This window comes from Citrobacter braakii (assembly GCF_002075345.1).
In the GTDB taxonomy this organism is placed as follows: Bacteria; Pseudomonadota; Gammaproteobacteria; order Enterobacterales; family Enterobacteriaceae; genus Citrobacter; species Citrobacter braakii.
On the sequence record NZ_NAEW01000004.1, the window covers coordinates 152,308 to 178,722 of the forward strand.

The following is a 26,415-nucleotide window of genomic DNA, read 5'->3' on the forward strand; positions in this document are numbered from 1 at the left end:
TCAGGCTCCTCGTGAAACCACAATCACCACCAGTACCGCCAGCTCAATCAGCGCCAGGCGACGGAACAGCACCGGTGCAGCCGCATTCTGCCAGCCCGGAACCAGTGATACCGGATTCAGCCATTTGCGCAGTTTGAGTACCGGCGCAAAGGCTTCTTTCACCGGCATGGCAAAACCGTGTGCGGTAATGACCATTGACTGCTCGTGATCGTAACCACACACCCATGCCGCACCGCGTGAACGCGATGGCAGACGGTTGCCTTTGAAAATCGCCATGATGATGAACGGCAGCAGCGGACATGCGATCAGCAGCAGCGTGATCATTGGCTGAGAAACGGTGGTGTTCGCGGTTTCCAGCGGCAGCGGAACGGCAGCGGAGATCATCGGCAGCAGCCACGGCGCAGCAACGCCCCCAATCACGCAGCAGATAGCCAACGCGACTACGCTAACGCCCATCAGGATTGGCGCGCAGCAGGCATTTTCAGCTTCCTTCGTGCGCGGTGCACCAAGGAACGTAACCCCATAGACTTTCGCCATACACATCACCGCCAGCGCGCCGGTAATCGCCAGTCCTACCGCCAGCAACGGTCCTAACAGACGACCGACAAACGCGCCGCTGTTGCCAAGCTTAAAGAAGGACTGGTAGATAACCCACTCACCGGCAAAACCGTTCAGCGGCGGCAGTGCGGCCATCGCCATCAGGCCAACCAGCATCGCCAGAGAGATAACCGGCATACGTTTACCGATACCGCCCAGTTTTTCGATATCACGATGACCGGTACGGAACCAGATGCTGCCTGCGCCCAGGAACAGAACGCTTTTGAACAGGCTGTGGTTTACCAGGTGGTACAGACCGCCGGTCAAACCCAGCGCAATCAGTGCAGGTTGATTCAGGGAAATTCCGGTTACGCCTGCGCCCAGACCCAGCAGAATAATGCCGATGTTTTCCAGCGTGTGATATGCCAGCAGACGCTGAATGTTGTGTTCCATCAGCGCATACAGACCGCCGACAAACGCGGTGATCATTCCCAGCACCAGCAGCGTAATGCCCCACCACAGCGGCGCATTACCGCCCAGCAGCGACAGGGAGAGAATACCCAGCAGCCCCACTTTCATGACGACGGTAGAGAACAGCGCCGCCGCCGGTGCGCTGGCGTTGGCGTGTGCCTGTGGCACCCATCCGTGCAGCGGAATAATCCCGGCCAGCAGGCCAAAACCCGCCACGCCCAGCAGCCAGATATCAGACCCGAGCGGCAGCTCCTGAGTGCGCAGGTCAAGCAGGCGCAGCTCCAGGGTGCCGTAGCGTTGCCACATCAGGTAGCAGGCAATAGCCAGCAGTAGCGTGCCGACGCGGCCCAGCGCAAACCACAGTTTGCCCTCTTTGCTGCAGCCGGTGAGGAACACGGCACACAGCGCCATGATTTCCGCCATCACCACCAGCGTTCCGAGGTTGCTGGCAACCACCGCACATACCGCTGCGGCCATCAGCAGATTCACCAGCAGCCCGTTGGCTTTTACCTGCGGATGACGATGCCAGTCAATGTTGAACAGGCTGACAAACAGGCCGCACAGGCCCAGCGTAATCAGCCAGATAGCGTTCAACGGGGTAATTTGCACACTGTGACCAATAAACGGCATCACACCGCTTAAAGCCAGGGCATTAGTCAGTACGGTGAAACCCGCAGCCGCTGTACACAGGCTGCCAACCGCACCGCCAACCCCGGCAATCCAGCCGCTCAGCGGTTTGTGAAATGAAAACAGAAATGCCAGAACCGCAGCCGCCGTAAACCAGGCTACGCCGCTGTTAATCAGTGAAATTGCGCTCATTTTGCATCCCCACTCTGAGCCTGCTGAAACAAGGTGAGATCGCCGAAGTCGGTATTGAAAGTCAGCTCACGCTTACGTTTGCTGGCGCGGGCAATATCCACGTTACTCACCAGGTGCAGGGCTTTGGTCGGGCACATGCGTACGCAGGCCGGACCAAGCTCGTCAAAACTGCACAGATCGCATTTCACCGCGATGGCACGAATACCCGGAACCCAGTCCAGCAACGTGCTCACGCGGGCAGGCGCTGGCGGAGCCGGAGGCGCTTTTGGCGTATTGGCGTTTGCCGGGATATGCAGCGGACGGCTACCGGAAAACTCAATCGCGCCAAACGGACAGGCGATCCCGCACAGTTTGCAGCTTACACACAGGCTTTCATTCAGCTGCACGGCACCATCAACGCGATTAATCGCATTAACCGGACAAACGGTGGCGCAAGGCGCATCTTCGCAATGATGGCAAAGCTGCGGGGCGGATTCTTTTTCATTTAACATCACTTTCAGGCGCGGCATTGACTGCAGGCCATGCTGGCGATGTGTCTCTGAGCAGGCGGCTTCACAGGTGTGGCAGCCGATGCAAAGAGTGGAGTCAGCAATTACAAAACGATTCACCAGGCATTCCTCAGGTGATAGTCATTTTTGACGAAAACATGTCTGGAAAATGTCATTTCGACATTTTTCGACATGCCCATTCCCTAAACGTCGTGACGCAGTATGAAAGTGCATCATGACAAAAGTGGGCACACCCAAGGCTTAAGCCGGGCTATGTCCCTCAATCAGCTGGCTTAAATTCACCGGCATATTGTTTTCAACCGCGGTATAGAGACTGTCGTAGACGGTGGCGATTTTTTCGAGATAGTGCTCCAGCACCTGCTCGCGATCGCGGTTGCTGATACGCTCATCAACCTTACCGTCGATGGTCAACTCAGCCTGTGCAATCAGTTGCTTATCATCACCGTCTTTCGTTTCAACGTAGTACTCGATGGTGTGGCTGTTAAAGCCGTCCGCCAGCGTGACGTAGATAGTGAAGTGTTCAAAAAGGACGAAGCAAAGATCCTTGTCCGGTGCGCAGCTCATTGCATGATGCAAACGCGCTTTTGACAGGGTGATCCCCTGAACCAGCGAGTTGCAGTAAATACGCCACTGGTCCTGTAGGCGACGATGCCGTTCAGCGATGTAATCGGCTTTTTCGCTTATTTCCCAAATAGTCATGTCAGGTTACCCGTTTAGCAGAGATGAACAGCTTTAAGCACATTTCATGCCAAAATTAAAAACTTTAATTTTCATATAGATAAAAAATCAAAGAGCGGTGACGACATGTCATTTCGTCATCGTCGTCATTGTCACGATAGAAAAAATTCAAGCTGGCATGTTTATTGCTTTTAATACGGCAACTTCATAGGAGGCGGTATGCACGAAATAACCCTCTGCCAACGGGCACTGGAATTGATTGAACAACAGGCCACGCAATACGGTGCTCAACGAGTAACTGGGGTCTGGCTCAAAATTGGCGCATTTTCTTGCGTAGAAACCAGCGCTCTCGCCTTTTGTTTTGATCTGGTATGCCGCGGGACCCTTGCAGAAGGTTGTAAACTCCACCTCGAAGAACAAGAAGCCGAATGTTGGTGCGAATCTTGTCAGCAATACGTCACCTTACTGACGCAACGCGTGCGCAGATGTCCGCAATGCAACAGCGATATGCTGAGAATTGTGGCCGATGACGGCTTACAGATTCGACGTATTGAAATAGATGAAACTCCAGCGCCGGATGCCTACGCCTAAGCGTCATCATCCGGCAACTGAAGTATCGCAAGTAATAAGATCAGGAGTGAGCGATGTGTACGACATGTGGTTGCGCTGAAGGCAACCTTTATATAGAGGGTGATGAGCATAATCCCCACTCGGCGTTTCGCAGCGCGCCATTTGCCCCAGCGGCTCGTCCGGCGCTGAATATTACCGGGGTGAAGACCTCCAGTTTCACACCGAGCCAGACCGAAGAAGGCGATTTGCATTACGGTCACGGTGAAGCAGGCACCCACGCGCCAGGCATGAGTCAGCGCCGGATGCTGGAAGTGGAAATTGACGTGCTGGATAAAAACAACCGTCTGGCCGAGCGCAACCGCGCACGCTTTGCTGCCCGTCAACATCTGGTATTAAACCTTGTCTCAAGCCCAGGCTCCGGTAAAACCACGCTGCTGACCGAAACGCTGATGAAGCTCAAAGACAGCGTGCCTTGCGCCGTCATTGAAGGCGACCAGCAGACGGTTAACGATGCCGCCCGTATTCGCGCCACAGGTACGCCCGCCATCCAGGTCAACACCGGTAAAGGTTGCCACCTTGACGCACAAATGATTGCTGACGCCGCGCCACGTTTGCCGCTTGAAGACAACGGCATCCTGTTCATTGAAAACGTCGGGAACCTGGTTTGCCCGGCCAGCTTCGACCTCGGCGAACGCCATAAAGTAGCGGTGCTTTCCGTCACCGAAGGCGAAGACAAGCCGCTGAAATACCCGCATATGTTTGCCGCCGCGTCGCTGATGCTGCTCAACAAAGTAGACCTACTGCCGTACCTCAATTTTGACGTAGAAAAGTGCATCGCCAGCGCCCGGGAAGTGAACCCGGAAATTGAGATTATCCTGATTTCCGCCACCAGTGGCGAAGGCATGGACCAATGGCTCTCCTGGCTGGAGACGCAGCGATGTGCATAGGTGTTCCGGGTCAAATCCGCACCATTGATGGCAACCAGGCCAAAGTCGACGTTTGCGGTATTCAGCGCGACGTCGACCTGACGCTGGTCGGAAGCTGCGATGAACACGGTCAACCCCGCCTGGGTCAGTGGGTACTGGTCCACGTCGGCTTTGCCATGAGCATCATTAATGAAGCTGAAGCGCACGACACGCTCGATGCGCTACAAAACATGTTTGACGTTGAGCCGGATGTCGGCGCGTTGTTGTATGGCGAGGAAAAATAATGCGTTTTGTTGACGAATACCGCGCACCAGAACAGGTGATGCAGTTGATAGAGCACCTGTGTGAACGTGCCGCACACCTCCCCTACACTGCTGAACGCCCGCTGCGCATCATGGAAGTGTGTGGTGGTCATACCCACGCTATCTTTAAGTTCGGTCTCGACCAATTGTTGCCCGACAACGTCGAGTTTATACATGGCCCGGGCTGCCCGGTTTGCGTTCTGCCGATGGGCAGAATCGACAGCTGTGTGGAAATCGCCAGCCATCCGGAAGTGATTTTTTGCACCTTTGGCGATGCGATGCGCGTTCCGGGTAAACAAGGTTCTTTGCTACAAGCCAAAGCGCGCGGCGCGGATATCCGCATCGTCTATTCACCGATGGATGCGCTGAAGCTGGCGCAGGAAAACCCAACGCGTAAGGTTGTGTTCTTTGGCCTGGGTTTTGAAACCACAATGCCAACCACCGCCATCACCCTTCAGCAGGCAAAACAGCGTGACGTGCAGAACTTTTACTTTTTCTGCCAGCACATCACGCTTATCCCTACGCTGCGCAGCCTGCTGGAACAGCCGGACAATGGCATCGACGCCTTCTTAGCGCCGGGCCATGTCAGCATGGTGATTGGCACCGATGCCTATAATTTCATTGCTTCAGATTTCCATCGTCCGTTGGTGGTCGCCGGTTTCGAACCGCTCGATCTGCTGCAGGGCGTGGTGATGTTGATTGAACAGAAGATTGCCGCGCATAGCCAGGTTGAAAACCAGTATCGCCGCGTGGTGCCGGACGCCGGTAACCTGTTAGCGCAACAGGCCATCGCCGAAGTGTTCTGCGTCAATGGCGATAGCGAATGGCGCGGTCTGGGCGTCATTGAGTCCTCTGGCGTTCACCTGACGCCAGACTATCAGCGCTTTGATGCCGAAGCGTATTTCCAGCCAGCGCCGCAGCAGGTGTATGACGATCCGCGCGCACGTTGCGGCGAGGTATTGACCGGCAGATGCAAACCGCATCAGTGCCCGCTATTTGGCAAAACCTGTAACCCGGAGACCGCGTTTGGCGCCCTGATGGTCTCCTCAGAAGGCGCATGTGCCGCCTGGTATCAGTATCGTCAGCAGGAGTGTGAAGCATGAACAGCGTACAACTCGCCCACGGTAGCGGCGGTCAGGCTATGCAGCAGTTGATCAACAGTCTGTTTATGGAGGCTTTTGCTAATCCGTGGCTGGCGGAACAAGAAGATCAGGCCCGTCTGGATCTGGCGCAACTGGTCGCAGAAGGCGATCGTCTGGCGTTTTCAACCGACAGCTACGTTATCGATCCGTTGTTCTTCCCGGGTGGCAATATCGGCAAGCTGGCCATCTGCGGTACGGCTAACGACGTGGCGGTCAGCGGCGCGATCCCTCGCTACCTCTCCTGCGGTTTTATCCTCGAAGAGGGTTTGCCGATGGAGACGTTGAAAACCGTCGTCAACAGTATGGCGGCGACCGCGCGTGAAGCAGGCATCGCCATCGTGACCGGCGATACCAAAGTCGTGCAGCGCGGCGCTGCAGACAAGCTGTTCATCAACACGGCCGGAATGGGGGCGATCCCCGCCAACATTCACTGGGGCGCACAGACCCTCGGCCCAGGCGATGTGCTGCTGGTCAGCGGTACGCTTGGCGATCACGGCGCAACTATCCTTAACCTGCGCGAACAGCTGGGTCTTGATGGCGAACTGGTCAGCGACTGCGCGGTATTGACACCGCTTATCCAGACGCTGCGTGATATTCCCGGCGTGAAGGCGCTGCGTGACGCGACCCGTGGCGGCGTAAATGCGGTAACGCATGAATTTGCCGCCTCATGCGGGTTTGGTATTGAGCTGTCTGAAGCGGCCCTGCCCGTGAAGCCCGCGGTGCGTGGCGTTTGCGAACTGCTGGGTCTGGATGCGCTTAACTTTGCTAACGAAGGCAAGCTGGTGATTGCCGTTGAGCCTCAGGCTGCTGAAACGGTGCTTGCCGCGCTGCGCGCACATCCGTTAGGACGCGATGCCGCAATGATTGGTGAAGTGGTAGAACGCAAAGGTGTGCGTCTTGCCGGACTCTACGGCGTGAAACGCACTCTCGATTTACCACACGCCGAACCATTACCTCGTATATGCTAACAGCCGGTTGGCAGCAAGCTGTAGGCCGGGTAAGACGCATTTGCGTCGACATCCGGCCTTAACGCTGCATTATCACCTGATGGCGTTTTGCCGATCGGGTCTACGGTTCGTGTAGCTGGACCAGTCCGGCAATAATTTACGACTTATACCTATAATTCATTTACCGTTTTCGCACCGTTCTGCGGTGCTTTTCCTGGAAAAGCAATATGTCGTATACACCGATGAGTGACCTCGGACAGCAAGGCCTGTTCGATATTACTCGTACATTATTACAGCAGCCCGACCTGCCGTCTCTCAGCGAGGCGCTTTCGCAACTGGTCAAGCGTTCAGCGCTGGCCGACTGCGCGGCTATTGTCTTATGGCAGGCACAAACGCAGCGTGCGCGTTATTTTGCGACGCGTGAAAATGGTAACCCCATCGATTATGAAGACGAAACGGTGCTGGCGCATGGCCCGGTACGCCGTATTTTGTCTCGCCCCGATGCGCTGCACTGCAACTATCACGAGTTTAACGAAACCTGGCCACAGCTGGCCTCTGGCGGGCTGTATTCTAAATTTGGTCACTACTGCCTGCTGCCGCTGGCGGCAGATGGACGAATCTTTGGCGGTTGCGAATTTATCCGTAACGAAGACCAACCGTGGAGTGAAAAAGAGTACAACCGGCTGCAGACCTTCACCCAAATAGTCGGCGTCGTTGCTGAACAAATTCAAAGCCGGGTCAGCAACAATGTCGATTACGATCTCCTGTGCCGTGAGCGTGATAACTTTCGCATCCTGGTCGCCATCACCAATGCTGTGCTCTCCCGCCTGGATATTGATGAGCTGGTCAGCGAAGTCGCCAAAGAGATCCATCACTACTTCGACATTGATGCCATCAGCATCGTGTTACGCAGCGATCGCAAAAACAAGCTCAGCATTTATTCCACTCACTATCTGGATGAACATCATCCGGCACACGAACAAAGTGAAGTGGACGAAGCCGGCACGCTCTCTGAACGGGTCTTCAAAAGTAAAGAGATGCTGCTGATTAACCTGAGCGAACGCGATACCCTGGCCCCTTACGAAAGAATGTTGTTCGAAACCTGGGGCAACCAGCTACAGACTCTGTGCCTGCTGCCGCTGATGTCCGGCAATAATATGCTCGGCGTACTTAAGCTGGCGCAATGTGAAGAGAAAGTATTCACCACCGCCAATCTCAAACTGCTGCGCCAAATCGCAGAACGCGTGGCGATCGCCGTGGATAACGCCCTCGCCTACCAGGAGATCCACCGCCTGAAGGAGCGGCTGGTCGATGAAAACCTGGCGCTGACTGAACAACTCAACAACGTGGAGAGTGAGTTCGGAGAAATCATTGGCCGCAGCGAAGCGATGTACAGCGTACTCAAACAGGTCGAAATGGTGGCGCAAAGCGACAGCACTGTCCTGATTCTTGGTGAAACCGGGACGGGTAAGGAGCTGATTGCACGAGCAATTCACAACCTGAGCGGACGTAACGCCCGTCGGATGGTGAAAATGAACTGCGCGGCAATGCCTGCCGGATTGCTGGAAAGCGATCTGTTTGGCCATGAGCGTGGCGCATTTACCGGGGCCAGCACGCAGCGGATTGGACGCTTTGAACTGGCGGACAAAAGTTCGTTATTTCTCGATGAAGTTGGCGACATGCCGCTGGAGCTTCAGCCCAAGCTGCTGCGCGTTCTGCAGGAGCAGGAGTTTGAACGTCTGGGCAGCAATAAACTGATCCAGACCGACGTTCGCTTGATCGCTGCCACTAACCGCGATCTGAAAAAGATGGTCGCCGATCGCGAGTTTCGTAACGATCTCTACTATCGACTGAACGTCTTCCCGATCCATCTGCCGCCGCTGCGCGAGCGCCCGGAAGATATTCCGCTGCTGGTGAAAGCCTTCACCTTCAAAATTGCCCGCCGGATGGGGCGCAATATCGACAGCATTCCCGCCGAAGCCCTGCGTACGCTGAGCAGCATGGAATGGCCGGGTAACGTGCGCGAGCTGGAAAACGTCGTAGAACGCGCGGTTCTGCTCACCCGGGGCAACGTGCTGCAACTGTCCCTGCCGGATGTAATCGCTATGGCGCCGTCTACGCCGCCGGTGGCGACCGAAGTCGCGCAGGATGGCGAAGATGAATACCAGCTGATAATGCGCGTTCTGAAAGAAACCAATGGCGTTGTCGCCGGTCCTAAAGGCGCGGCACAAAGACTGGGGTTGAAACGCACAACGTTACTCTCGCGCATGAAGCGCCTGGGCATTGATAAGGACGCACTGGTTTAACGGATTATTGCCCGATAGCGCTACGCTTATCGGGCCTACGCCACTGGTGCGTTTGTCTTTGTTGGCCGGATAAGGCGCAGCCGCCACCCGGCATAGAATAGCTAAATCACTTCTTCCGCTGGTATTTCTCGGGTAACTCCGGCACCGGACGTTTGTCATCAATCAGATGACGCACGGTCAGGATCGGATGACGCCAGAGCATTCTGGGTCCAGCCCAACGCATAATTTGCTTCATCTCTTCGCGTTTAGCGGGCTGGTAACAGTGCACCGGACACTGTTTGCAGGCCGGTTTTTCCTCACCAAATACGCACTTATCCAGGCGCTTTTGCGCATAGGCAAACAACGCATCGTAATGCCCCGGTTCATCTGAAGCCTGCGGACACTGGCTCTCATACAGCGAGATCATTCTCTGGATCGTCATTTTCTCACGTGCAATACGTTTGCCGGACATGATGCCTCCATAATTAAGTTGCATAAATAATACACCTTAACTAAGCGCAGGACTATTACCTGGCGGTGATACATTCCTTAGCACCCTACGCAAATAAGAATTATTTTCATTTGTTTATGCCATGTGCTATATAACATAGCAAAGGCTATATTCGATGATAAATTAACCACTTTGTTGTGAGGGATACTATGCCGCATCTGCCCCATCTGAAGTCATTTCTCCTTGCCAGCGTGTTAACGGCGCTTACGCTGTCACCTGCCTGGGCGAAAGAAAAGTTCAAAGTGATAACCACCTTTACGGTGATTGCCGATATGGCAAGCAATGTGGCAGGTGACGCGGCGGACGTCAGTTCCATCACCAAACCCGGGGCAGAAATTCACGAATATCAACCCACACCGGGGGATATTAAACGGGCACAAGGCGCACAGCTTATTCTCTCCAACGGCCTTAACCTTGAACTATGGTTTGCCCGCTTCTATCAAAATTTGTCCGGCGTACCGGAGGTCATGGTCTCAAACGGCGTGCAGCCAATGGGTATCAGCGAAGGGCCGTACAACGGCAAACCGAATCCGCATGCCTGGATGTCAGCGGAGAACGCGCTTATCTACGTGGATAACATTCGCGATGCGCTGATGAAATACGATCCCGACCATGCCGCAACCTACCAGAAAAATGCGGAGAATTATAAAGCGAAAATCCAGCAGACTCTGGCGCCACTGCATGCAGAACTGGCGAAGCTCCCTGCTGATAAACGCTGGCTGGTCACCAGCGAAGGCGCATTCTCTTACCTCGCGCGTGATAACGGCCTGAAAGAGCTGTATCTGTGGCCGATCAATGCCGATCAGCAAGGCACGCCCAAGCAGGTACGCAAAGTGATCGATGCGATCAGAAAACATCAAATCCCTACCGTATTTAGCGAAAGCACCGTGTCCGACAAACCTGCGCGTCAGGTCGCCCGCGAGTCTGGCGCGTATTACGGCGGCGTGCTGTATGTCGATTCGCTCAGCGCTGCCGATGGTCCGGTACCGACCTATCTGGATTTACTGCGCGTGACGACAGAAACCATCGTCAGCGGCATCAACGACGGGTTAAGGAGCCAAAAATGAGTCAATCTGCGATTACCGTGAATCAGGTTACGGTGACGTATCGCAACGGCCACACCGCGCTGCGGGATGCCACTTTTCAGGTTCCGGGCGGCTCAATTGCCGCTCTGGTCGGCGTAAACGGTTCGGGAAAATCAACGCTTTTTAAAGCGCTGATGGGTTTTGTCCGGTTGGCGAAAGGGGAAATATCTATTCTGCAACAACCGGTTAATAAGGCGCTCAAACAGAATCTTATCGCCTATGTCCCCCAGTCAGAAGAGGTGGACTGGTCGTTTCCGGTACTGGTGGAAGATGTAGTGATGATGGGCCGCTTTGGCCATATGGGGTGGCTGCGTCGACCAAAACAAATCGACCACGACTGCGTGGATGCGGCGCTGGCGCGGGTAGATATGCTGGACTATCGCCATCGCCAGATAGGTGAACTGTCCGGCGGGCAGAAAAAACGCGTTTTTCTGGCAAGAGCCATCGCACAGGACGGGCAGGTTATTTTACTGGATGAACCCTTCACCGGCGTGGATGTGAAAACCGAGGCCCGGATCATCGATCTGCTGCGTGAACTGCGTGATGAAGGCCGGACCATGCTGGTCTCTACCCATAATCTGGGATCCGTCACCGAATTTTGCGATTACACGGTGATGATTAAGGGCACGGTGCTGGCAAGTGGGCCAACCGAAACCACCTTTACCCACGAGAATCTCGAGCTGGCATTCAGCGGCGTTCTGCGTCACGTCGCGCTGAGCGGAGGTGAACAACACGTGATTACCGATGATGAACGTCCGTTTATTTCGCGACGCGCGGCAAGCGAGGGGGAGTAATCATGAACTGGCTGACGGAGCCGTTTGGCTACCAGTACATGCTCAACGCCATGTGGGTTTCGGCGATGGTCGGCGGCCTGTGCGCATTTCTCTCCTGCTATCTGATGCTCAAAGGCTGGTCGCTGATTGGCGATGCGCTGTCGCACTCGATCGTTCCAGGCGTAGCCGGAGCCTATATGTTAGGGCTTCCCTTCGCGCTGGGCGCATTTCTTTCCGGTGGACTGGCGGCGGGCAGCATGCTGTTTCTCAATCAGCGTTCACGCCTGAAGGAAGATGCCATTATCGGGCTGATTTTTTCGTCCTTTTTCGGTATCGGGCTGTTTATGGTGTCGCTTAATCCGATGTCGGTGAACATTCAGACCATTATTCTGGGTAACATCCTGGCGATTGCGCCGGAAGATATCCTGCAACTGGCGATCATCGGCGTGATTTCGCTGACCATTCTGTTTTTGAAGTGGAAAGATCTGATGGTGGTCTTTTTTGATGAAAACCACGCGCGGTCTATCGGTCTGAATCCGGGTCGGCTGAAACTGTTGTTTTTTACGTTGCTCTCCGTTTCCACGATCGCCGCACTGCAAACCGTCGGCGCCTTTCTGGTGATTTGCCTGGTGGTTACGCCCGGTGCGACGGCCTGGCTGCTGACCGATCGTTTTCCTCGCCTGCTCACCATCGCCGTGGCGCTCGGCAGCCTGACCAGCTTTTTCGGCGCCTGGCTAAGCTACTGGCTGGACGGGGCAACCGGCGGAATTATCGTCGTTCTGCAAACGCTGCTGTTCCTGCTGGCATTTGTCTTCGCACCAAAACACGGTCTGCTGGCAAATCGCCGCCGCGCCCGTCTGGTGAACAAGGAGCAAGTATGATCTTAACAACGCTGCTGGAACCTTTTCAGTTTAGCTTTATGGTTAATGCGCTGGTCATCTCTACCATCGTCGCAGTGCCTTGCGCGCTGCTGTCGGTATTTTTAGTACTCAAAGGCTGGGCGTTGATGGGCGATGCCATGAGTCATGCGGTTTTCCCAGGGATTGTCCTGGCGTGGATTGCGGGCATCCCGCTGGCAATTGGCGCGTTTATCGCCGGTCTGTTCTGCGCGGTGGCGACCGGATACCTCGACGATAACAGCCGCATCAAACGCGACACCATCATGGGTATTATTTTCTCCGGGATGTTTGGTGCGGGTCTGGTGCTGTACGTCTCTATCCAGTCAGAAGTCCATCTCGATCATATTCTGTTCGGCGACATGCTGGGCGTATCGTTAAGCGATATCATGCAAACCGCGGTTATTACTCTGGGGATCGCGCTTATCATCGGACTTAAATGGAAAGATTTGCTGCTGCATGCGTTCGACCCACATCAGGCAAAGGCCAGTGGGCTTAACACCGCACTGCTGCATTACGGCCTATTGTGCATGATCGCCCTGACGATTGTCGCCACGCTAAAATCGGTAGGGATTATTTTGTCAATTTCATTACTGATTGCACCTGGCGCCATCGCGATTTTAATGACGCGGAAATTTTCCCACGCCTTATGGCTGGCGGTGGCGATGTCGGTCATTACCTCATTTATGGGCGTGTACCTGTCATTTTTCATCGACAGCGCGCCGGCTCCCACCATCGTCGTACTATTTTCCCTGCTGTTTGTGATTACCTTTATTTATGCAACCCTGCGAGATCGGCGTTTAGAGAATCAGCTTCAGCTGCAGGATCCGTAAATTATTGGTCAGCTAATGTTCTTGATATTAATATAGCCTCCGCCAGGAGGTTATATTATCGGCAGATTACAGCATCGTGATAATACGTTTAAATAAACGGATTATAGATTACTCTAACGTGAACAACGGTTTTGGCTTGCCAATGTGGTATCCCTGTAACCACCCGACATTCATGTGTTCCAGGTGCATCTGGATTTCGGCACTTTCAACAAACTCGGCGACAACCTGCATACCTTTCATTGCCGCAACCCGGCAGAAAGATTCGATGATATAGCGACTAACCTCACATTTTATAATCCCACGAACGAAAGACCCATCAATCTTCAAAATATCTGCTTCAATGTTCATCAGGCGTTCATAGCTTGCAAACCCGGCACCGAAGTCATCAATCGCGATTCGGCATCCCAATTGACGTAGTAAGCGTAGTGTATCTGCCGTGTGTTCTTTATCTGACAGGGTATCAGCCTCGGTTATCTCAAAAATAATCCGTTGCGGTATCACCACATATTCCTGCAACAACGCAGTTATCTTTGCAACGATACCTGAACGACATAGCGTCACTGGCGCCAGGTTAATGGAAAAACAACTCAGCGGATGGTAGCGCATGTACTTCAGGGTGTTCTCAATAACCCAAAGATCGATATCGGGTGCTAACCCTGTGTCGCGTGCAACCGACAGAAAATGGTCAGGGGAAAGAAATTCCCCGTGCTCATTGAGCATGCGGATCAATATCTCATGATAGGATTCATCACCACGAGTACTGACGATAGGCTGGGCCAGCAGGACAAAGGTATTGTGATCCAACGCGTTTTGCAGTGCAGCGCGAACATCCGTTGTATCGGTAGTAGGGTTGCCAAACAGTCGGCTATGCTGTGCCTCAAGGTTTTCCGGCCTGCCGTTGGTCATTGGCGATATGACTTTTGTTATTATTGGAGGGAACATCATATTCATATCAAATTAATAAATAAATACTAATTTATAGATAAAAATGGACATTCCGCGTAGCTGGCATCAGCGGTGAAGAAAAAGACAAAAACCAACATACTGATAATTAACAAAAATCACAAACCCAGTTTTTTCATTATCATTCCAGCTGAGTGCAAAAAAAACACGTCAGATGCTTTTAATGTTAACTTTAACATACAAAAAAAGAGAGTTTCCCTCGCTTCATAATTATTTTTCCGTCACTCACTAACTCCTGCAATACTTTGTGGATAGCACTGCGTGAGATATGATTTCGAGCGAGAATGAATGTATACACAGATGTGTTTTCACGCATCTCAGGCTCCATCGACCAAATATATTTCAGGTGTTCAATAATCAATTCACGGATAGTGCGATGCGATTGCAATTTTTCTCGTTGAAAATAGCGTTGCAGATGTAGCGTTAAAATATCAAATGCATGTTTCCAAAGATTCTTTGCAGTGAACAAAAGTTCGGCATTGGGTGCACTCATTGCCCACATTTCACAATCGGTATCACAACGTAAATAGTGTCCGGCAACTTCCGTACGCATTTGTGGCAAGCCGAGGATGGCCGGTGCAGATATACTTACCATCACTAAATCATTTTCCACACGATGAACAGAGACGGCCCCTTTCTCCAGAAACAAGATATTTCCATCACTCTTCAGATCAATACGCTGGCGTTTTTTGCGTAAGGACAGCCAGGCATTATCTGACTTTTTCATTTCATCACCAACAAGCACTACAGCATTTTCAATATCTTTCTGGAACATGGGACTCTCTACCGCAAATTATGGCTTTGTCAAAACGAGGGTGGAATTTTACTCAACACGAAAAATAAATGTCAGCTCACCAACAAGCTGACATTTATTCCCATCTACATCTACCACCGGCATTCCCTGGTGCCGTTGACGCGTTCAGACTCATGCTGTTTTCGCGTGGTGGCGCCAGGCAGTATATGACGCTGTCCATAAAGAATTAATGGCAATCATCTTTGTCGTTGTTATTTCATCTTTCTGTTCTTTGCAATGTAGCCAAAAAGATACAATGCATTGATTTACATATAGTTTATTTTCATTAAAAAGTTATCCTTGTTGTTATATTATGATAAGAAATTGAAACACTTCGCGGTTCTCGCTGCAGAGTCGGGTCCATACTGGTGGTCTTTATGGGCTAAGTGGTATCATGACTCGCCAACCGCCTGGCGCACCAGCAAGAGTAGAAACATCATGTCTGAGACTGGCAATGTCAGTTATCTGATTGAAAAAATAATAATATTTACGCCAGCTACACAATCTCTGGCGCGGATAGATCAACCCAATCAGCGGATAAAACTCAAACACTCGGCGTCATTATGTCTTTTATTACTTATTCAACATCGCGGGCAAGTGGTTTCCCAAAACGAACTACTGGAATTCGGCTGGGGTAAAAATCACCGCCAGGTGAGCTTCAACGCCTTTTATCAAAGCATTCTCTCTTTGCGCAAAAGTTTGCTGCAGCTGGAACTGGAGCAACCGCTTATCACCACGATCCCCCGCAAAGGGCTGATCATCCAGGAAGAGTTCAATATTCAGGTGATTGAAACTCCGGAGGAGAGCGTATCTTTTACAGCAGAACCTTTAGTGCCGGATGTCGCCATAGAAGAACTGTCAGATGACACAGCGCGCCAACCTTTGATAACCACTGCTGAAATGGTCATACTTGCCATTACCCTGATAATTTGTGTGCTTATAATGTATCCGTGGCAAACCAGTGATAACTATTTCTCCGGCTATATCACCGCAGACAAAGCCCCCACTGACTGTCAGTATTATTTTAATAATGATGCCAGTAATTTCTCCCGACATACGGCATTTATCAACAAAAATCCTGGGCTGTGTCAGAGCCATAAATTTATCTATATCACCACCTACCCTGAATCCAAGAAATTATCCGTGCTTGTATGTCGCTCACCGATGAAAAACAGGCAGGAAAACGCCTGTCAGTCGGTTTATTACCCACGGTATGATAGCTAATGAATTTTTATTCCCGAACGCCCCGCATCCAGACAGGTATTATCCTGTTGCTTTGTTTTGCTGCGCTAATTGTTACCGCCGTCTACCGGTACAGTAAAAACAATGGTCAGTTACATAATCTGACCTGTCGGTCTGCCATCGAGATTGTACGCAATACAAGCTCATTCCGAGGGATCATTGATATCAAAACCGGCGGCAGCAAAGGTATTGTGAATATTGATGGCATTATCAAAGATGCCGAAAATAATGAGCAGACCGTGCAACGCATGGTACTTTTTACACAATCCAGCTACGGCTCAAGCCCGGTTTGGATTTCGCAGAAAATCCAAATCTCCAATCGCGAAACAGCACCCGCCAGTCTCATTCAGGAACTCCTCCCCGACTTCTTCCTGACCAACACCAGCGTATCCAACGTCGATTTTTTTGCGCTGAATAGAGAGACGTATTTGATTACCAAAGAGGGGATCCCCTATCTGTACTGCCAGAATTATGCGTTGCCGGAAAATGAATAATCAATAAGCGAAGATTAAATAAGAGCAAAAACGATTTGAAAGAGTCACTTGATACGGACTTCGCGAACCACACGCCAGTGATGCCTTGGTGTGTTAATGCTGATTAATAAAGATTATTTTCTCTCATAATATAAAAACCCTATTCTAACCTACACTACCATAACTCACTGATTATGCGAACATTGTTACCCTGCTCGTCCAGCGTTATAACTTTCTGGTTTTCCAATAATCTCTTCCCCTCATCAATGCAGGATGTCAGCGACGAAGGACGGGCTGACCTGTGAAAAAAACGTATATGCTCGACACCTGTATCTGAGCGTTCATCCTGCACGGGCAGCTGTAATTCGTACTGAAGCGCCTGGAGCAGGCGGTGTTGGCCAGAGATCGGACGTGGTCTCGGCTATCAACTGGGCCGAACGACACGGCGATTGCCGGCATGCTATCGCCGCCGGCGTGTGCTGGTGACCATTAATGTGAGGGAGTTTGAGCGGGTGCCGGGGCTCACGCTGGAAGACTGGGCAAAATAAGCCGTAGTCTCCTGGAGTATCCTCTGAGCATACCCGGTATGGTTTTTGAGCATGTCGGGTATGCTGTCTTTATCGCTACCTGTCCTTATTCACGCAAAGCGCAAACGGCGACTGCAGATTTTCAATCAACCAGCCATTTAACAACGGATTGATCCTGATCTGACGGACTGTGCCTTCCGGAACATAAAAGAAGCTGTGTTTGAATATTTCATCACTGGCGGTGTCCTGTGATTTTTTGACATAGTGCATATTGCTCACTGAAATCTCGCCTGGTCTGTTCACCTCGTAGCCGAAATGAATTGTCCTGGAAACCGTTTCGGGGCCACCTTCAGAATTGATATATCCGGACAACACAACCTGACCAGAGAATTGTTTATCGAGGCGAAAGACGAGGTTCAGTGTTGCAGTAAAATCAGGGTTAAGATGGTTATAACGAATGATCGTGCTGCAGTCGATGTCCATGCCATTCTGTCGCTTAAGCATGTACATATAGAACCCGATGGACGATGCCATGACCAGTAGCAGACTGACAGCTGCACAGAGGCGACTTATCTTAATTGCTTTCATAGCCATTCCAGTAGTTATTAAGGCAGGATATATACTGCTTGTCTTTCGTTGTACATCTGCTGATAAATACCCGGCCTTTACTGCCATAAATATAAGCGTCTGACGCCTGATAAAGAAATACAGCCCCGTCCAGGCAGTCAATATTATTCTGCCGGGCCAGGGTGACAAAAACGTCCTTCTTTTTTTCGAGGAATGAAGCGGAGTTTTTCTGAATGGTGTACACCTGGCAGTTCTGATAGTTAAACAGAAAATGGGTCTGTATATCTTTCAGGGTCGATGTGGTTGTTGTAGGGATCTGACTGCCCGCAATAAAAATGACGGCGCTGGCGACAAACAAAGCTAAAAGCAGAATATTAAAGGTAAGTCTGTGTTTTAACGAAAATGCAGAAAACTGTCGGTTTATTCCAGGTCCGGCGCTGTCTGTTACTGCAGTCGACTCATGCACCGGGAGGGTATCAGTCATCACCACGACATCGATATCCTGATTAAACATAAAACCGATTCGTGGCACAGTGGTAATACATTCTGCCTGAATCCCGGTGCTGACAAAGTGCTTCCTGATTTCGGAAATATATTTATTAAGGGTGTGGTTTGACGAACGCAGGCCGTGTAAATCCCAGACATTATCCAGCAGCTCATCCCGGTTAATCACCTGCCCCTGTCTTTCCAGCAGATAGGTTAAAAGTCTGTTCATGGTTGCTGTCAGAATAATGACAGAATCTTCATCCGAGACCGGCCAGATTGTGCCATCATCTGAACGATACCTGGCCAGAGAACTGATTAAATAATCCAAATGAACACTCCAATATCCTGAACGTAAGGCGATAAAAACGCTTGTTCCACCTCATTATCACTACGTCTGACTTTTGCAAAGCATACCATACGCAGCCAGGATTCCTTAATTACTAGGTTAATTGATTGTAAATCACTTATATTTTAGCATTTTAATCCGCAAAATAACTTAACGCCGATACATGTACTGACCTACCACTCTTCTCAGTTAAGATTGTTCGCAGAATGAGCGGGTTCTTATCATCTAATAGTCATCAGCATTACTGCCATTCACCATCCGGGATATGAAGAGTTCCCAGGTTAACGGATCCACCATGGTTCAGGAGCAACTCCATGATAAGCACCAACATGCTCAGGAAGGCAGAACGTTTCTTCAGTAAGGCCGGAACACGGATAAGAGAGTCGATCCTGTCAGCAGAACTGGCTGGAGCTGAGTTTGTGCCTTATGTGCAACCGGTTTACAGGGCTTACAAGGTTGCAGGCGGAGAAGTGTTATTGAGGATCCGAAAAGATGGAGTCCTTCACTTTCCGGAGAAATACATCTCTGCAATGGAGTCATGCGAGGTGATTAATGATGTGACATGCTCTTTGCTGTCTGATGTTAAAACCTTTTTCAACGGCTATGAAGGAGCCCTTCCCGATGACTTCTATCTTTCCTTCAATATCTGTGCGAGACAACTGAATTCCCCGGACGTTATTGAAGCAGTGACCGATTTTAATAAAACATTTGCAGGACGCATTGCTGTATTACTTGAAATTGTCGAACGTGGCACGATGCATCTCGATGACTTTGCGCTTGACGCAATGCAACAACTTACCGATGCAGGTGTGCGATTTGCGATTGATGACTTCGGAAACGGAAGTTCGTGTCTTAAATATATTGAGCATTCAGGTTTTTCTACAATTAAGATGGATAAATGCCTTACAGTGGTCAGCAACGGTACATTAATTTATTCCGCGGTAATTGATTCAATCGTAACCCTCTCTGAACGACTGCAAATCCAGCTTGTGGCAGAGGGAGTGGAAAATAAAGAACAATTATCTCTTTTGAAAGATAAAGGTGTGAATGTTTTTCAGGGTTATCTTTTTTCAAAACCCGTCAGCATGCACGAGTTCTGCAAACATATTTAACACCCTTATCCCTGTAAACAGACCGGACATGACTGACTGAGTGGAAAATAAAAATCACGCCCTCAGCTGCAGGGTAATTTAAATACATTTACAGTCGCAAAACATTTAATCCGGAACTGCTTATGGGTCTGAGTTAAAAACGGCTCACAGCCCGTCACGGAAAATATTACAGATATAAACCAGTGCAATTGACTGACCCCTTATCGACTGCACATGAACACCAGGGATATATAAGATATGTCAGCTAACTTTGCAACACCTCCTGAATTTCCGACCTGTGCCGGACCGGAAGGTATTCTGTTTGACTTTAATTACGGCGCGCGTGTTTACCTTCCGGAAGGGAAATGGCATGCCATTTTAATGGATGATGATTCCGGCAATATCCTTTTCAGCTGTGATTCTGACGGCGGGTGGGTCGCCAGTACCAAAAAATATTACATCCGTTTCCGCATTCAGGTATTCCACCAGGGAGAAGCGCATCCGATCCTGGATGAAACACTGGACATGAAGGATAAGCCGGTCGTCATCTTTTTCCCGACCGGAACACTGGGCGATATGCTTGGCTGGTTCCATTACGCCGAGCGATTTCGTCAGCTGCACAGGTGCCAGCTTGAATGCGTCATGGGGCAGGAAATCATTGACCTGCTCAGCGCACAATATCCGGAGATAACCTTCTCCACAAAAGAATCCCACCGGACAATCAATCCCTACGCGTCCTGGTACGTCGGTCTTTTCTTCAAGGCTGACACACTTCATCAGCCCGTTGATTTCAGGAAAGTCGGCTTTCACCGCAATGCCGGTTACATCCTCGGGGTTGACCCGCGGGAGTGCCCGCCTCGCCTGAAGCTTGATGCAGAACGAAAAATTGCGGAGCCCTACGTCTGCATCGCCGCGCAGTCAACCAACCAGGCTAAATACTGGAACAACGGTCACGGCTGGGCAGAGGTGGTAGCCCACCTTAAATCACTGGGATACCGGGTGCTGTGCATTGACCGCCAGGCCCATCACGGTCAGGGCTTCGTCTGGAACCACATCCCCTATGGTGCCGAAGACTTCACGGGCGACATTCCGCTTCAGGAGCGGGTGGACCTGTTAAGGCATGCGAGTTTCTTTATCGGTCTGGCCAGCGGGCTGTCATGGCTTGCCTGGGCAACTGACATACCTGTGGTGTTGATCAGCGGATTCAGCCTTCCGAATAGCGAATTTTACACCCCCTGGCGGGTGTTCAGCAGTCATGGCTGTAACGGCTGCTGGGATGACACGTCGGTTGATTTTGACCACCAGGATTTTTTGTGGTGCCCGCATCACAGGGATACCCCAAGACAGTATGAGTGCACGCGGCTGATAACCGGACGACAGGTTACAGGGATGGTGGACCGTCTGCATGCAGGATTAGTTGATAATTAAGGAGCGTTACTATGAACAAGATATATACCACCGTCTGGTGCGAGTCGCGCCAGCAGTGGGTGGTCACCTCTGAACTGGCATCCGGCTCTGGTCGCCCGAAACTGGCACCAAAGAAAAGCGGCCTGGCACTGCTGCTGGGGGCAATGCTGCTGCCCTCAGCGCCGGTCATGGCCGTGGATTATGTGGACGTGACGCTAACGGGTGAACAGACTATTTCTTCAGGAGATACGGCCACCTCTACTACTATCAACGGTGGCAGTCAGTACATCTACAATGGGGGCTCAGCCACTGAGACCGTCATCAACTATGGGGGCATGCAGGACGTCTACGTTGGGGGCTCGGCCACTGAGACCACCATCAACAACGGTGGCGACCAGTACATCTTAGGTGGCACAGCCACTGACACTTCCATCAACAATGGTGGCAAGCAGGAGATCGTTAGCGGCGGCACAGCCACTGACACCACTATTAGCGGTGGCAGTCAGAATGTCTACAATAGGGGCACAGCCACTGACACCACCATTAACGGTGGTAGTCAAAGCGTCTTCAGTGGCGGCTCTGTCACTGCCACCACCATTAACAGCGGTGGTTATCAGTATGTCAACAGTGGTGGCACAGCCATTGGGACCACCATCAACACAGATGGCGAGCAGCGAGTCTCCAGCGGTGGTGCTGCCACTGAGACCGTCATCAACTATGGGGGCATACAGGACGTCAATGGTGGCACAGCCACTGAGACCACCATTAACCATAATGGTCAGCAGTATGTCAACAGTGGTGGCACAGCCATTGATACCACCATTAACAGAGGTTTCCAATGGGTCTCCCATGACAGCACGGCCACTGGCACCACAATCAACGGTGGCTGGCAGGACGTCAGCAATAGGGGCACAGCCACTGACACCACCATCAACAGTGGAGAGCAGTACATCCACATTGGGGGCACAGCCAATGAGACCACCATTAACGGCAGTGGTGAACAGGCCATTTATGGTGGCACAGCCACTGACACCACCATCAATAGCGGTGGTGCCCAAGGCATTTTCAGTGGGGGCTCGGCCACAGACACCACCATTAACAGCGGGGGCGGACAGTACATATCCGTATCCGGTGGCGGGACAGCCACAAACACCACTATCAACGGTGGCGAACAGTACGTCTCCAGTGGCGGCACAGCCAATGAGACCGCTATCAACAGCGATGGCAGGCAGTACATCCGCGGCGGTGGCACTGCAACTGGCACCACTATCAACGGTGGTGGCCGACAGAACGTCTCCAGTGACGGTACGGCTACTGGCACTACCATTAATAGCGGGGGCATGCAGTTCGTCTACAGTGGCGGCACAGCCATTGACACCACTATCAATAGCGGTCAGTCGTGGCTGCAGACGGGGGCACTGGCTGACGGCGAAACCAAAGTGAACGCCGGTGGTGAACTGCTGATGGACGCTGGCTCTGTCGCAACGGACGTGCGCATCACGGGGGGCACCCTCTCTGTCGCCGACCTTACCAATACCACCGCCAGTTATACCCCGGCTCAGGTCGATAAGCTCACCATGAACGGCGGTAACGTCAACTTCCTGCGCAACAGCAAAGGTGAATTCGCGAAACTGACTATTACGGAACTGAACGGAACCGGAAACTTCCTTTTCAATACCTCGCTGGCCGACCGCAAAGCCAACTTTGTCACCATCGAGCAGGGTTCAGGCCAGTTTGGCATTGCCGTTAATGACTCCGGTAAAGAAATCTCAGACCACACCGACCTCACAGTGAACCTCATCCATGAGAAGGGTGGTGACATTGATTTTGAAATGGTCACGGCTAACGGGCGAAGCACCAGCATGGTTGACGGCGGGACCTACATGTACACCCTGTTCAGCGAGCAGAATAAAGACGGTCTCAACGGCGGTAACGTCTGGTACCTGGGCGCGATGACGGAAGAACCTGGCGGTGGTGAGAATCCGGGTGGCGGTGAAAACCCTGGCGGCGGCGAGAACCCTGGCGGCGGTGAGAACCCTGGCGGCGGCGAGAACCCTGGCGGCGGTGAAAACCCTGGCGGTGGTGAAAACCCGGGCGGCGGCGAGAATCCTGGCGGTGGTGAAAACCCGGGCGGTAGCGAGAATCCGGACGGCGGTGACAACGGCAATACCGGCGGTAGCGGAAGCGGCGACAAGAAGCCGATGACCACCCCGGCAACGGACGCCATCCTGGCCATGTCGAATGCCGGCCTGAATGTCATCCACTCCGAGCTGGAAGGCCTGCGCATGTACCGGACAAATCTGGATAAAACCGGACCGGAAAGTAACGTGTGGGGTCACTACCTTGGCAGCAAAAACCATACGGATACCAGCAACGGCGCGGCGTATCAGCTTAATCAGAACGGCATTGAAATCGGTGCCGACACGCGGACGGATTTTGCGCGCGGCAGCCTCGTCACGGGGGCATTCATGTCTTACAGCGACAACACTGTTAAGCATGCCCGCGGTGGAAAAAGCAAAATCGACAGCTACGGTATCGGCCTGTATGCAACATGGTTTGATGCCAGCAGCTTCTACGCTGACGGTGTGGTGAAAGGTAACCGCCTGAACAACAAACTGAGAGCCGTGATGACCAACGGCGGCAGAACCGGCGGTGACTGGACGCAGTATGGTCTCAGCACAGCCGTTGAAGGTGGCTATCAGTTTGATGTGAGGGACGACCTGAGCCTCACGCCTTATGCCCGCCTGGCGTTTGTTCAGATGAGCAGTGAGGACGTAAAGCTGAGCAACGGCATGAAGGGTAACACCGGCACGCCGCGCTCGGTAACGGGTGAGGCCGGCGCGAAGCTGACCGGCAAGTTCAGCCTCGGTGCGACAGAATTTAAACCTTACCTGTCAGCGGCGATCGTGCAGGAGTATGCAGACTCAAATGAAGTCACCATCAATGCGCGCAACCGCTTTGACAACAACGTCAAAGGCACGTCAGGCAAGTACGGTCTGGGTGCATCGGTCAGTGTCGGCAAGGACGTAACGCTGTACGGCGAGGCTAATTATCGTCAGGGCAGCCATACGGAGACGCCGGTTCAGGGTGTGGCCGGTATCCGTATCGGATTCTGATGTTATCTCAGGGGCCTCAGGGCCCTTATTCATTGCGCTATGAAATATCCGGATATGTTTATGTCTCACATGATTTTGACAAAAGATGTTTATTTAAAGAAAGCGTTGTCTGTCATCCTTGAACAGGTGTCTCCCGCCAGGAAGCTCTGCATTGTTGATATTGAATCGTACAGAAGCCTGGGCGCGATTTTCAGACTGCTAAAAAGAAAGAAACTGACTGATAAGCACGGGTTAATCTTCATCGGTGGCAAAGATGTCAGTTCAAGGGTTCTTGAGCCGCTTGTGACGATATACAGAAAATCGTGCTTTATGGACTTTCGAAAACAACTCAATGACGGCAGGACGCATTCACCTCAATATGCGTTAAATCATATTACATGCTGCAGGGATCTCAGCTTGCTTTCAGGCCAGGAAAAAAAGACACTTTTTGCCCTGCGTGATACTGACGACACCTTGGCGATTGCCAGGAACATTCATCTGTCGCCAAAAACTGTTTATACCTATACCAGCAAGATCAGGCAAAAGTTTAACCTCAGTTCGATACTGCAGGTCAGACAATTTATTTTCTCGGAGTTTGTCCTTGATGCTGAAACCGGAGAAGGGCTTTTCCCCTGAACCTCCGAGATTTTTAATATCAACAGACCATTAAAGACTGCAGGCAGAAAATGATGGTTTCAGGGGGTATTTGATAATGGACTGGATGAAATGACAACCACCAACTGGTCTTTTCGAACATTGTTACTTATAGCAGGGGGAAGCACAGGAACGGGTACATTTAACCGCATTGTTGATGCCACGATCAGTTGCCCGTGTTCAGTATTTGAGGGTGGGCTGTTTTAGCTGACATTAGCTAAAATCCCGACTGGAAAGACGAAGAGATAATAATCAACAGGAGTGTACAGGATAAACTGGCACGTTCTCTTGCCGCTGAAACAACTGATGCTATCCCATTTATTCCGTACATGCTGCAGGATCTCTGGGCACCTGGTATCAATCCTGAAATTGTCCTGGCACTACTTTAAAGGTATTGAACATGTTCATAACCCGATTGATTGCCCTGCCCGGGAGTCAACTTTAGCCCAGAACCGACACGGCAATTGTATCTAACACGTTTATTTTATTAAGTTTTTGATAACAATTAGTTAATTAATTTATTCATTCGCCTATTCCGCTGTTCTGCAAAAACGTCATTTGCAGCTTTTGTCCATCATCTAACCAGTAATTACTTTCTTAACGCTAGCCTCTTCATCCCCTCGCTCATGATATAAATTTATAAAAATCATTAAAAATAGCGTTTTAATCTTAAAAAAATAATTTAATCGATATTTACATTTACCAAATATGTAAACAATGGTCTTATATTCCAACCTTACAGCGTGACGCGAAATGTTGTTCTGCAACCGAATGCGCCACTCCAGAGAAGGTGAAATGAATCATCAACATCTGTTCAGATGCCAGGGATGATGTAGCGCGAACCAGGGAGCAGGGAAAAAGTTTCACGCTACTGACAAAAGTAAATTTGATTATGAAAATGGGATATACACAAATGTTTAACAAAACATTCATCGTAGCGGCATTGATGGTTTCCGGCTCTGCATTTGCAGCTGAATCAACCGGCGTAGCGGGTGGCACTATTACCTTTAACGGTTCAGTGTCCGATACCACCTGTAACGTGGTGACCAATAACGGTTCAGACTTCACGGTAAACCTTTCCCCTATTGCTGTGGGTGATATGGGCACCACCGCCGGTGTTGTTAAAACCAACGCCAAAGACTTCACCATGAATCTGAAAAACTGCTCTGCGGCATCGGACGAAGCTAAAACGCTTAAAATCACTTTCAGCAGCAGCAACCTGTCGGATGACGCTAAATACCTGAAAAACTACAGCGACAATGGCGCCGAGGGTGTGGGTATTGCGCTAACCAAAGACGGTAACACTGCCGTACCGTTTGATACCGCTTTCGATACTGGTCTGAGTTCCGCTAACGCTGCCACCGAAGATGGCGTCACACTGACCATGTATGCCAACTACTACAACTACGGTGGCGCGGCCGTAACAACCGGTAAAGTAGTTACTGACGCAACTTATTCCTTCAGCTACGACTAACTCATTCAGCCGG

Annotated in this window: 25 protein-coding genes and 1 pseudogene; 18 read left to right on the plus strand and 8 right to left on the minus strand. The window is 51.3% G+C overall.

All coding sequences use genetic code 11. The features are described 5' to 3' along the window. The 3 genes from hycC to hycA all read right to left on the minus strand — a co-directional run bounded on the left by hycC (position 1) and on the right by hycA (position 3,035). Positions 1-1,827, minus strand: coding sequence for a formate hydrogenlyase subunit 3 (gene hycC, locus BZK42_RS10620; protein ID WP_047414258.1), 1,827 nt, complete (start codon positions 1,825-1,827; stop codon positions 1-3). After that, positions 1,824-2,435: a formate hydrogenlyase subunit HycB gene (hycB, locus tag BZK42_RS10625; protein WP_016154189.1), complete on the minus strand. Its 612-nt coding sequence runs from the start codon at positions 2,433-2,435 to the stop codon at positions 1,824-1,826. The genes hycC and hycB overlap by 4 nt, the downstream gene beginning before the upstream one ends. Before the next feature lie 141 nt (positions 2,436-2,576). Then, positions 2,577-3,035, minus strand: coding sequence for a formate hydrogenlyase regulator HycA (gene hycA, locus BZK42_RS10630; RefSeq protein WP_016154190.1), 459 nt, complete (start codon positions 3,033-3,035; stop codon positions 2,577-2,579). A gap of 198 nt (positions 3,036-3,233) precedes the next feature. Here hycA and hypA point away from each other — a divergent pair, with 198 nt between their 5' ends. The 6 genes from hypA to flhA all read left to right on the plus strand — a co-directional run bounded on the left by hypA (position 3,234) and on the right by flhA (position 9,207). Continuing rightward, the gene (gene hypA / locus BZK42_RS10635) at positions 3,234-3,605 is read left to right on the plus strand and encodes a hydrogenase maturation nickel metallochaperone HypA (protein WP_080859133.1); all 372 of its coding nucleotides are present in this window, start codon (positions 3,234-3,236) and stop codon (positions 3,603-3,605) included. Between the two features lie 53 nt (positions 3,606-3,658). Beyond that, the gene (gene hypB, locus BZK42_RS10640; protein WP_016154192.1) at positions 3,659-4,531 is read left to right on the plus strand and encodes a hydrogenase nickel incorporation protein HypB; all 873 of its coding nucleotides are present in this window, start codon (positions 3,659-3,661) and stop codon (positions 4,529-4,531) included. Next, positions 4,522-4,794: a hydrogenase 3 maturation protein HypC gene (gene hypC, locus BZK42_RS10645; protein ID WP_080859134.1), complete on the plus strand. Its 273-nt coding sequence runs from the start codon at positions 4,522-4,524 to the stop codon at positions 4,792-4,794. The genes hypB and hypC overlap by 10 nt, the downstream gene beginning before the upstream one ends. Further along, positions 4,794-5,915, plus strand: a complete 1,122-nt coding sequence (gene hypD / locus BZK42_RS10650) for a hydrogenase formation protein HypD (protein ID WP_080859135.1) — start codon at positions 4,794-4,796, stop codon at positions 5,913-5,915. Before hypC ends, hypD begins: the two co-directional genes overlap by 1 nt. Then, on the plus strand, positions 5,912-6,922 hold the full coding sequence (gene hypE / locus BZK42_RS10655) for a hydrogenase maturation carbamoyl dehydratase HypE (protein WP_080859136.1): 1,011 nt from the start codon (positions 5,912-5,914) through the stop codon (positions 6,920-6,922). Before hypD ends, hypE begins: the two co-directional genes overlap by 4 nt. A gap of 206 nt (positions 6,923-7,128) precedes the next feature. Then, positions 7,129-9,207 (plus strand): formate hydrogenlyase transcriptional activator FlhA, encoded by a 2,079-nt coding sequence (gene flhA / locus BZK42_RS10660; RefSeq protein WP_046274830.1) that lies wholly within the window; start codon positions 7,129-7,131, stop codon positions 9,205-9,207. Between the two features lie 106 nt (positions 9,208-9,313). Here the strand turns inward: flhA and BZK42_RS10665 are convergent, their stop codons facing one another. Further along, positions 9,314-9,658, minus strand: coding sequence for a nitrous oxide-stimulated promoter family protein (locus BZK42_RS10665; RefSeq protein ID WP_003825888.1), 345 nt, complete (start codon positions 9,656-9,658; stop codon positions 9,314-9,316). A 188-nt stretch (positions 9,659-9,846) separates the two neighbouring features. Here BZK42_RS10665 and BZK42_RS10670 point away from each other — a divergent pair, with 188 nt between their 5' ends. From BZK42_RS10670 to sitD, 4 genes are read left to right on the plus strand one after another with little or no spacing between them, the layout of a single operon-like run. Then, complete coding sequence (locus tag BZK42_RS10670) at positions 9,847-10,764, plus strand: metal ABC transporter substrate-binding protein (RefSeq protein ID WP_019077550.1); 918 nt, start codon at positions 9,847-9,849, stop codon at positions 10,762-10,764. Beyond that, positions 10,761-11,576: an iron/manganese ABC transporter ATP-binding protein SitB gene (gene sitB / locus BZK42_RS10675; RefSeq protein WP_019077551.1), complete on the plus strand. Its 816-nt coding sequence runs from the start codon at positions 10,761-10,763 to the stop codon at positions 11,574-11,576. Before BZK42_RS10670 ends, sitB begins: the two co-directional genes overlap by 4 nt. A 2-nt stretch (positions 11,577-11,578) precedes the next feature. Next, complete coding sequence (sitC, locus tag BZK42_RS10680; protein ID WP_016157327.1) at positions 11,579-12,436, plus strand: iron/manganese ABC transporter permease subunit SitC; 858 nt, start codon at positions 11,579-11,581, stop codon at positions 12,434-12,436. Further along, complete coding sequence (sitD, locus tag BZK42_RS10685) at positions 12,433-13,284, plus strand: iron/manganese ABC transporter permease subunit SitD (RefSeq protein WP_016157328.1); 852 nt, start codon at positions 12,433-12,435, stop codon at positions 13,282-13,284. Before sitC ends, sitD begins: the two co-directional genes overlap by 4 nt. A gap of 108 nt (positions 13,285-13,392) precedes the next feature. Here sitD and BZK42_RS10690 read toward each other — a convergent pair whose 3' ends face one another. Together BZK42_RS10690 and BZK42_RS10695 are read right to left on the minus strand one after the other, a co-directional pair. Continuing rightward, positions 13,393-14,190 (minus strand): EAL domain-containing protein, encoded by a 798-nt coding sequence (locus BZK42_RS10690; protein WP_016157329.1) that lies wholly within the window; start codon positions 14,188-14,190, stop codon positions 13,393-13,395. Between the two features lie 229 nt (positions 14,191-14,419). Continuing rightward, entirely contained in the window at positions 14,420-15,022 is a 603-nt protein-coding gene (locus BZK42_RS10695) for a helix-turn-helix domain-containing protein (protein WP_016154202.1), read from the minus strand. Positions 15,023-15,364: 342 nt separating this feature from the next. On the opposite strand from BZK42_RS10695, the gene BZK42_RS10700 reads away from it, so the two are divergent. The 3 genes and pseudogenes from BZK42_RS10700 to BZK42_RS29570 all read left to right on the plus strand — a co-directional run. Continuing rightward, positions 15,365-16,264, plus strand: a complete 900-nt coding sequence (locus BZK42_RS10700; protein WP_249025137.1) for a winged helix-turn-helix domain-containing protein — start codon at positions 15,365-15,367, stop codon at positions 16,262-16,264. Continuing rightward, positions 16,264-16,776 carry a hypothetical protein gene (locus BZK42_RS10705; protein WP_016154204.1) on the plus strand — a complete coding sequence of 171 codons (513 nt, stop codon included), beginning with the start codon at positions 16,264-16,266 and terminating at the stop codon, positions 16,774-16,776. Before BZK42_RS10700 ends, BZK42_RS10705 begins: the two co-directional genes overlap by 1 nt. A 409-nt stretch (positions 16,777-17,185) precedes the next feature. After that, a pseudogene (locus tag BZK42_RS29570) lies at positions 17,186-17,303 on the plus strand (VapC toxin family PIN domain ribonuclease); the annotation flags it as partial. A gap of 75 nt (positions 17,304-17,378) precedes the next feature. Here BZK42_RS29570 and BZK42_RS10710 read toward each other — a convergent pair. Further along, positions 17,379-17,870, minus strand: a complete 492-nt coding sequence (locus BZK42_RS10710) for a FidL-like protein (protein ID WP_046274826.1) — start codon at positions 17,868-17,870, stop codon at positions 17,379-17,381. Further along, positions 17,857-18,564: a transcriptional regulator gene (locus BZK42_RS10715; protein WP_249025138.1), complete on the minus strand. Its 708-nt coding sequence runs from the start codon at positions 18,562-18,564 to the stop codon at positions 17,857-17,859. Before BZK42_RS10715 ends, BZK42_RS10710 begins: the two co-directional genes overlap by 14 nt. A 431-nt stretch (positions 18,565-18,995) precedes the next feature. On the opposite strand from BZK42_RS10715, the gene BZK42_RS10720 reads away from it, so the two are divergent. The 5 genes from BZK42_RS10720 (at position 18,996) to BZK42_RS10740 (ending at position 26,402) form a co-directional block, all read left to right on the plus strand. Continuing rightward, positions 18,996-19,793, plus strand: a complete 798-nt coding sequence (locus tag BZK42_RS10720) for an EAL domain-containing protein (RefSeq protein ID WP_046274824.1) — start codon at positions 18,996-18,998, stop codon at positions 19,791-19,793. 237 nt (positions 19,794-20,030) lie between these two features. Continuing rightward, the gene (locus BZK42_RS10725) at positions 20,031-21,200 is read left to right on the plus strand and encodes an autotransporter strand-loop-strand O-heptosyltransferase (protein WP_080859138.1); all 1,170 of its coding nucleotides are present in this window, start codon (positions 20,031-20,033) and stop codon (positions 21,198-21,200) included. 11 nt (positions 21,201-21,211) lie between these two features. Then, entirely contained in the window at positions 21,212-24,295 is a 3,084-nt protein-coding gene (locus BZK42_RS10730) for an autotransporter outer membrane beta-barrel domain-containing protein (protein WP_080859139.1), read from the plus strand. 60 nt (positions 24,296-24,355) lie between these two features. Then, positions 24,356-24,910 (plus strand): LuxR C-terminal-related transcriptional regulator, encoded by a 555-nt coding sequence (locus BZK42_RS10735; protein ID WP_158083352.1) that lies wholly within the window; start codon positions 24,356-24,358, stop codon positions 24,908-24,910. A 931-nt stretch (positions 24,911-25,841) separates the two neighbouring features. Continuing rightward, positions 25,842-26,402, plus strand: a complete 561-nt coding sequence (locus BZK42_RS10740) for a fimbrial protein (RefSeq protein WP_046274820.1) — start codon at positions 25,842-25,844, stop codon at positions 26,400-26,402. Positions 26,403-26,415 lie beyond the last annotated feature (13 nt).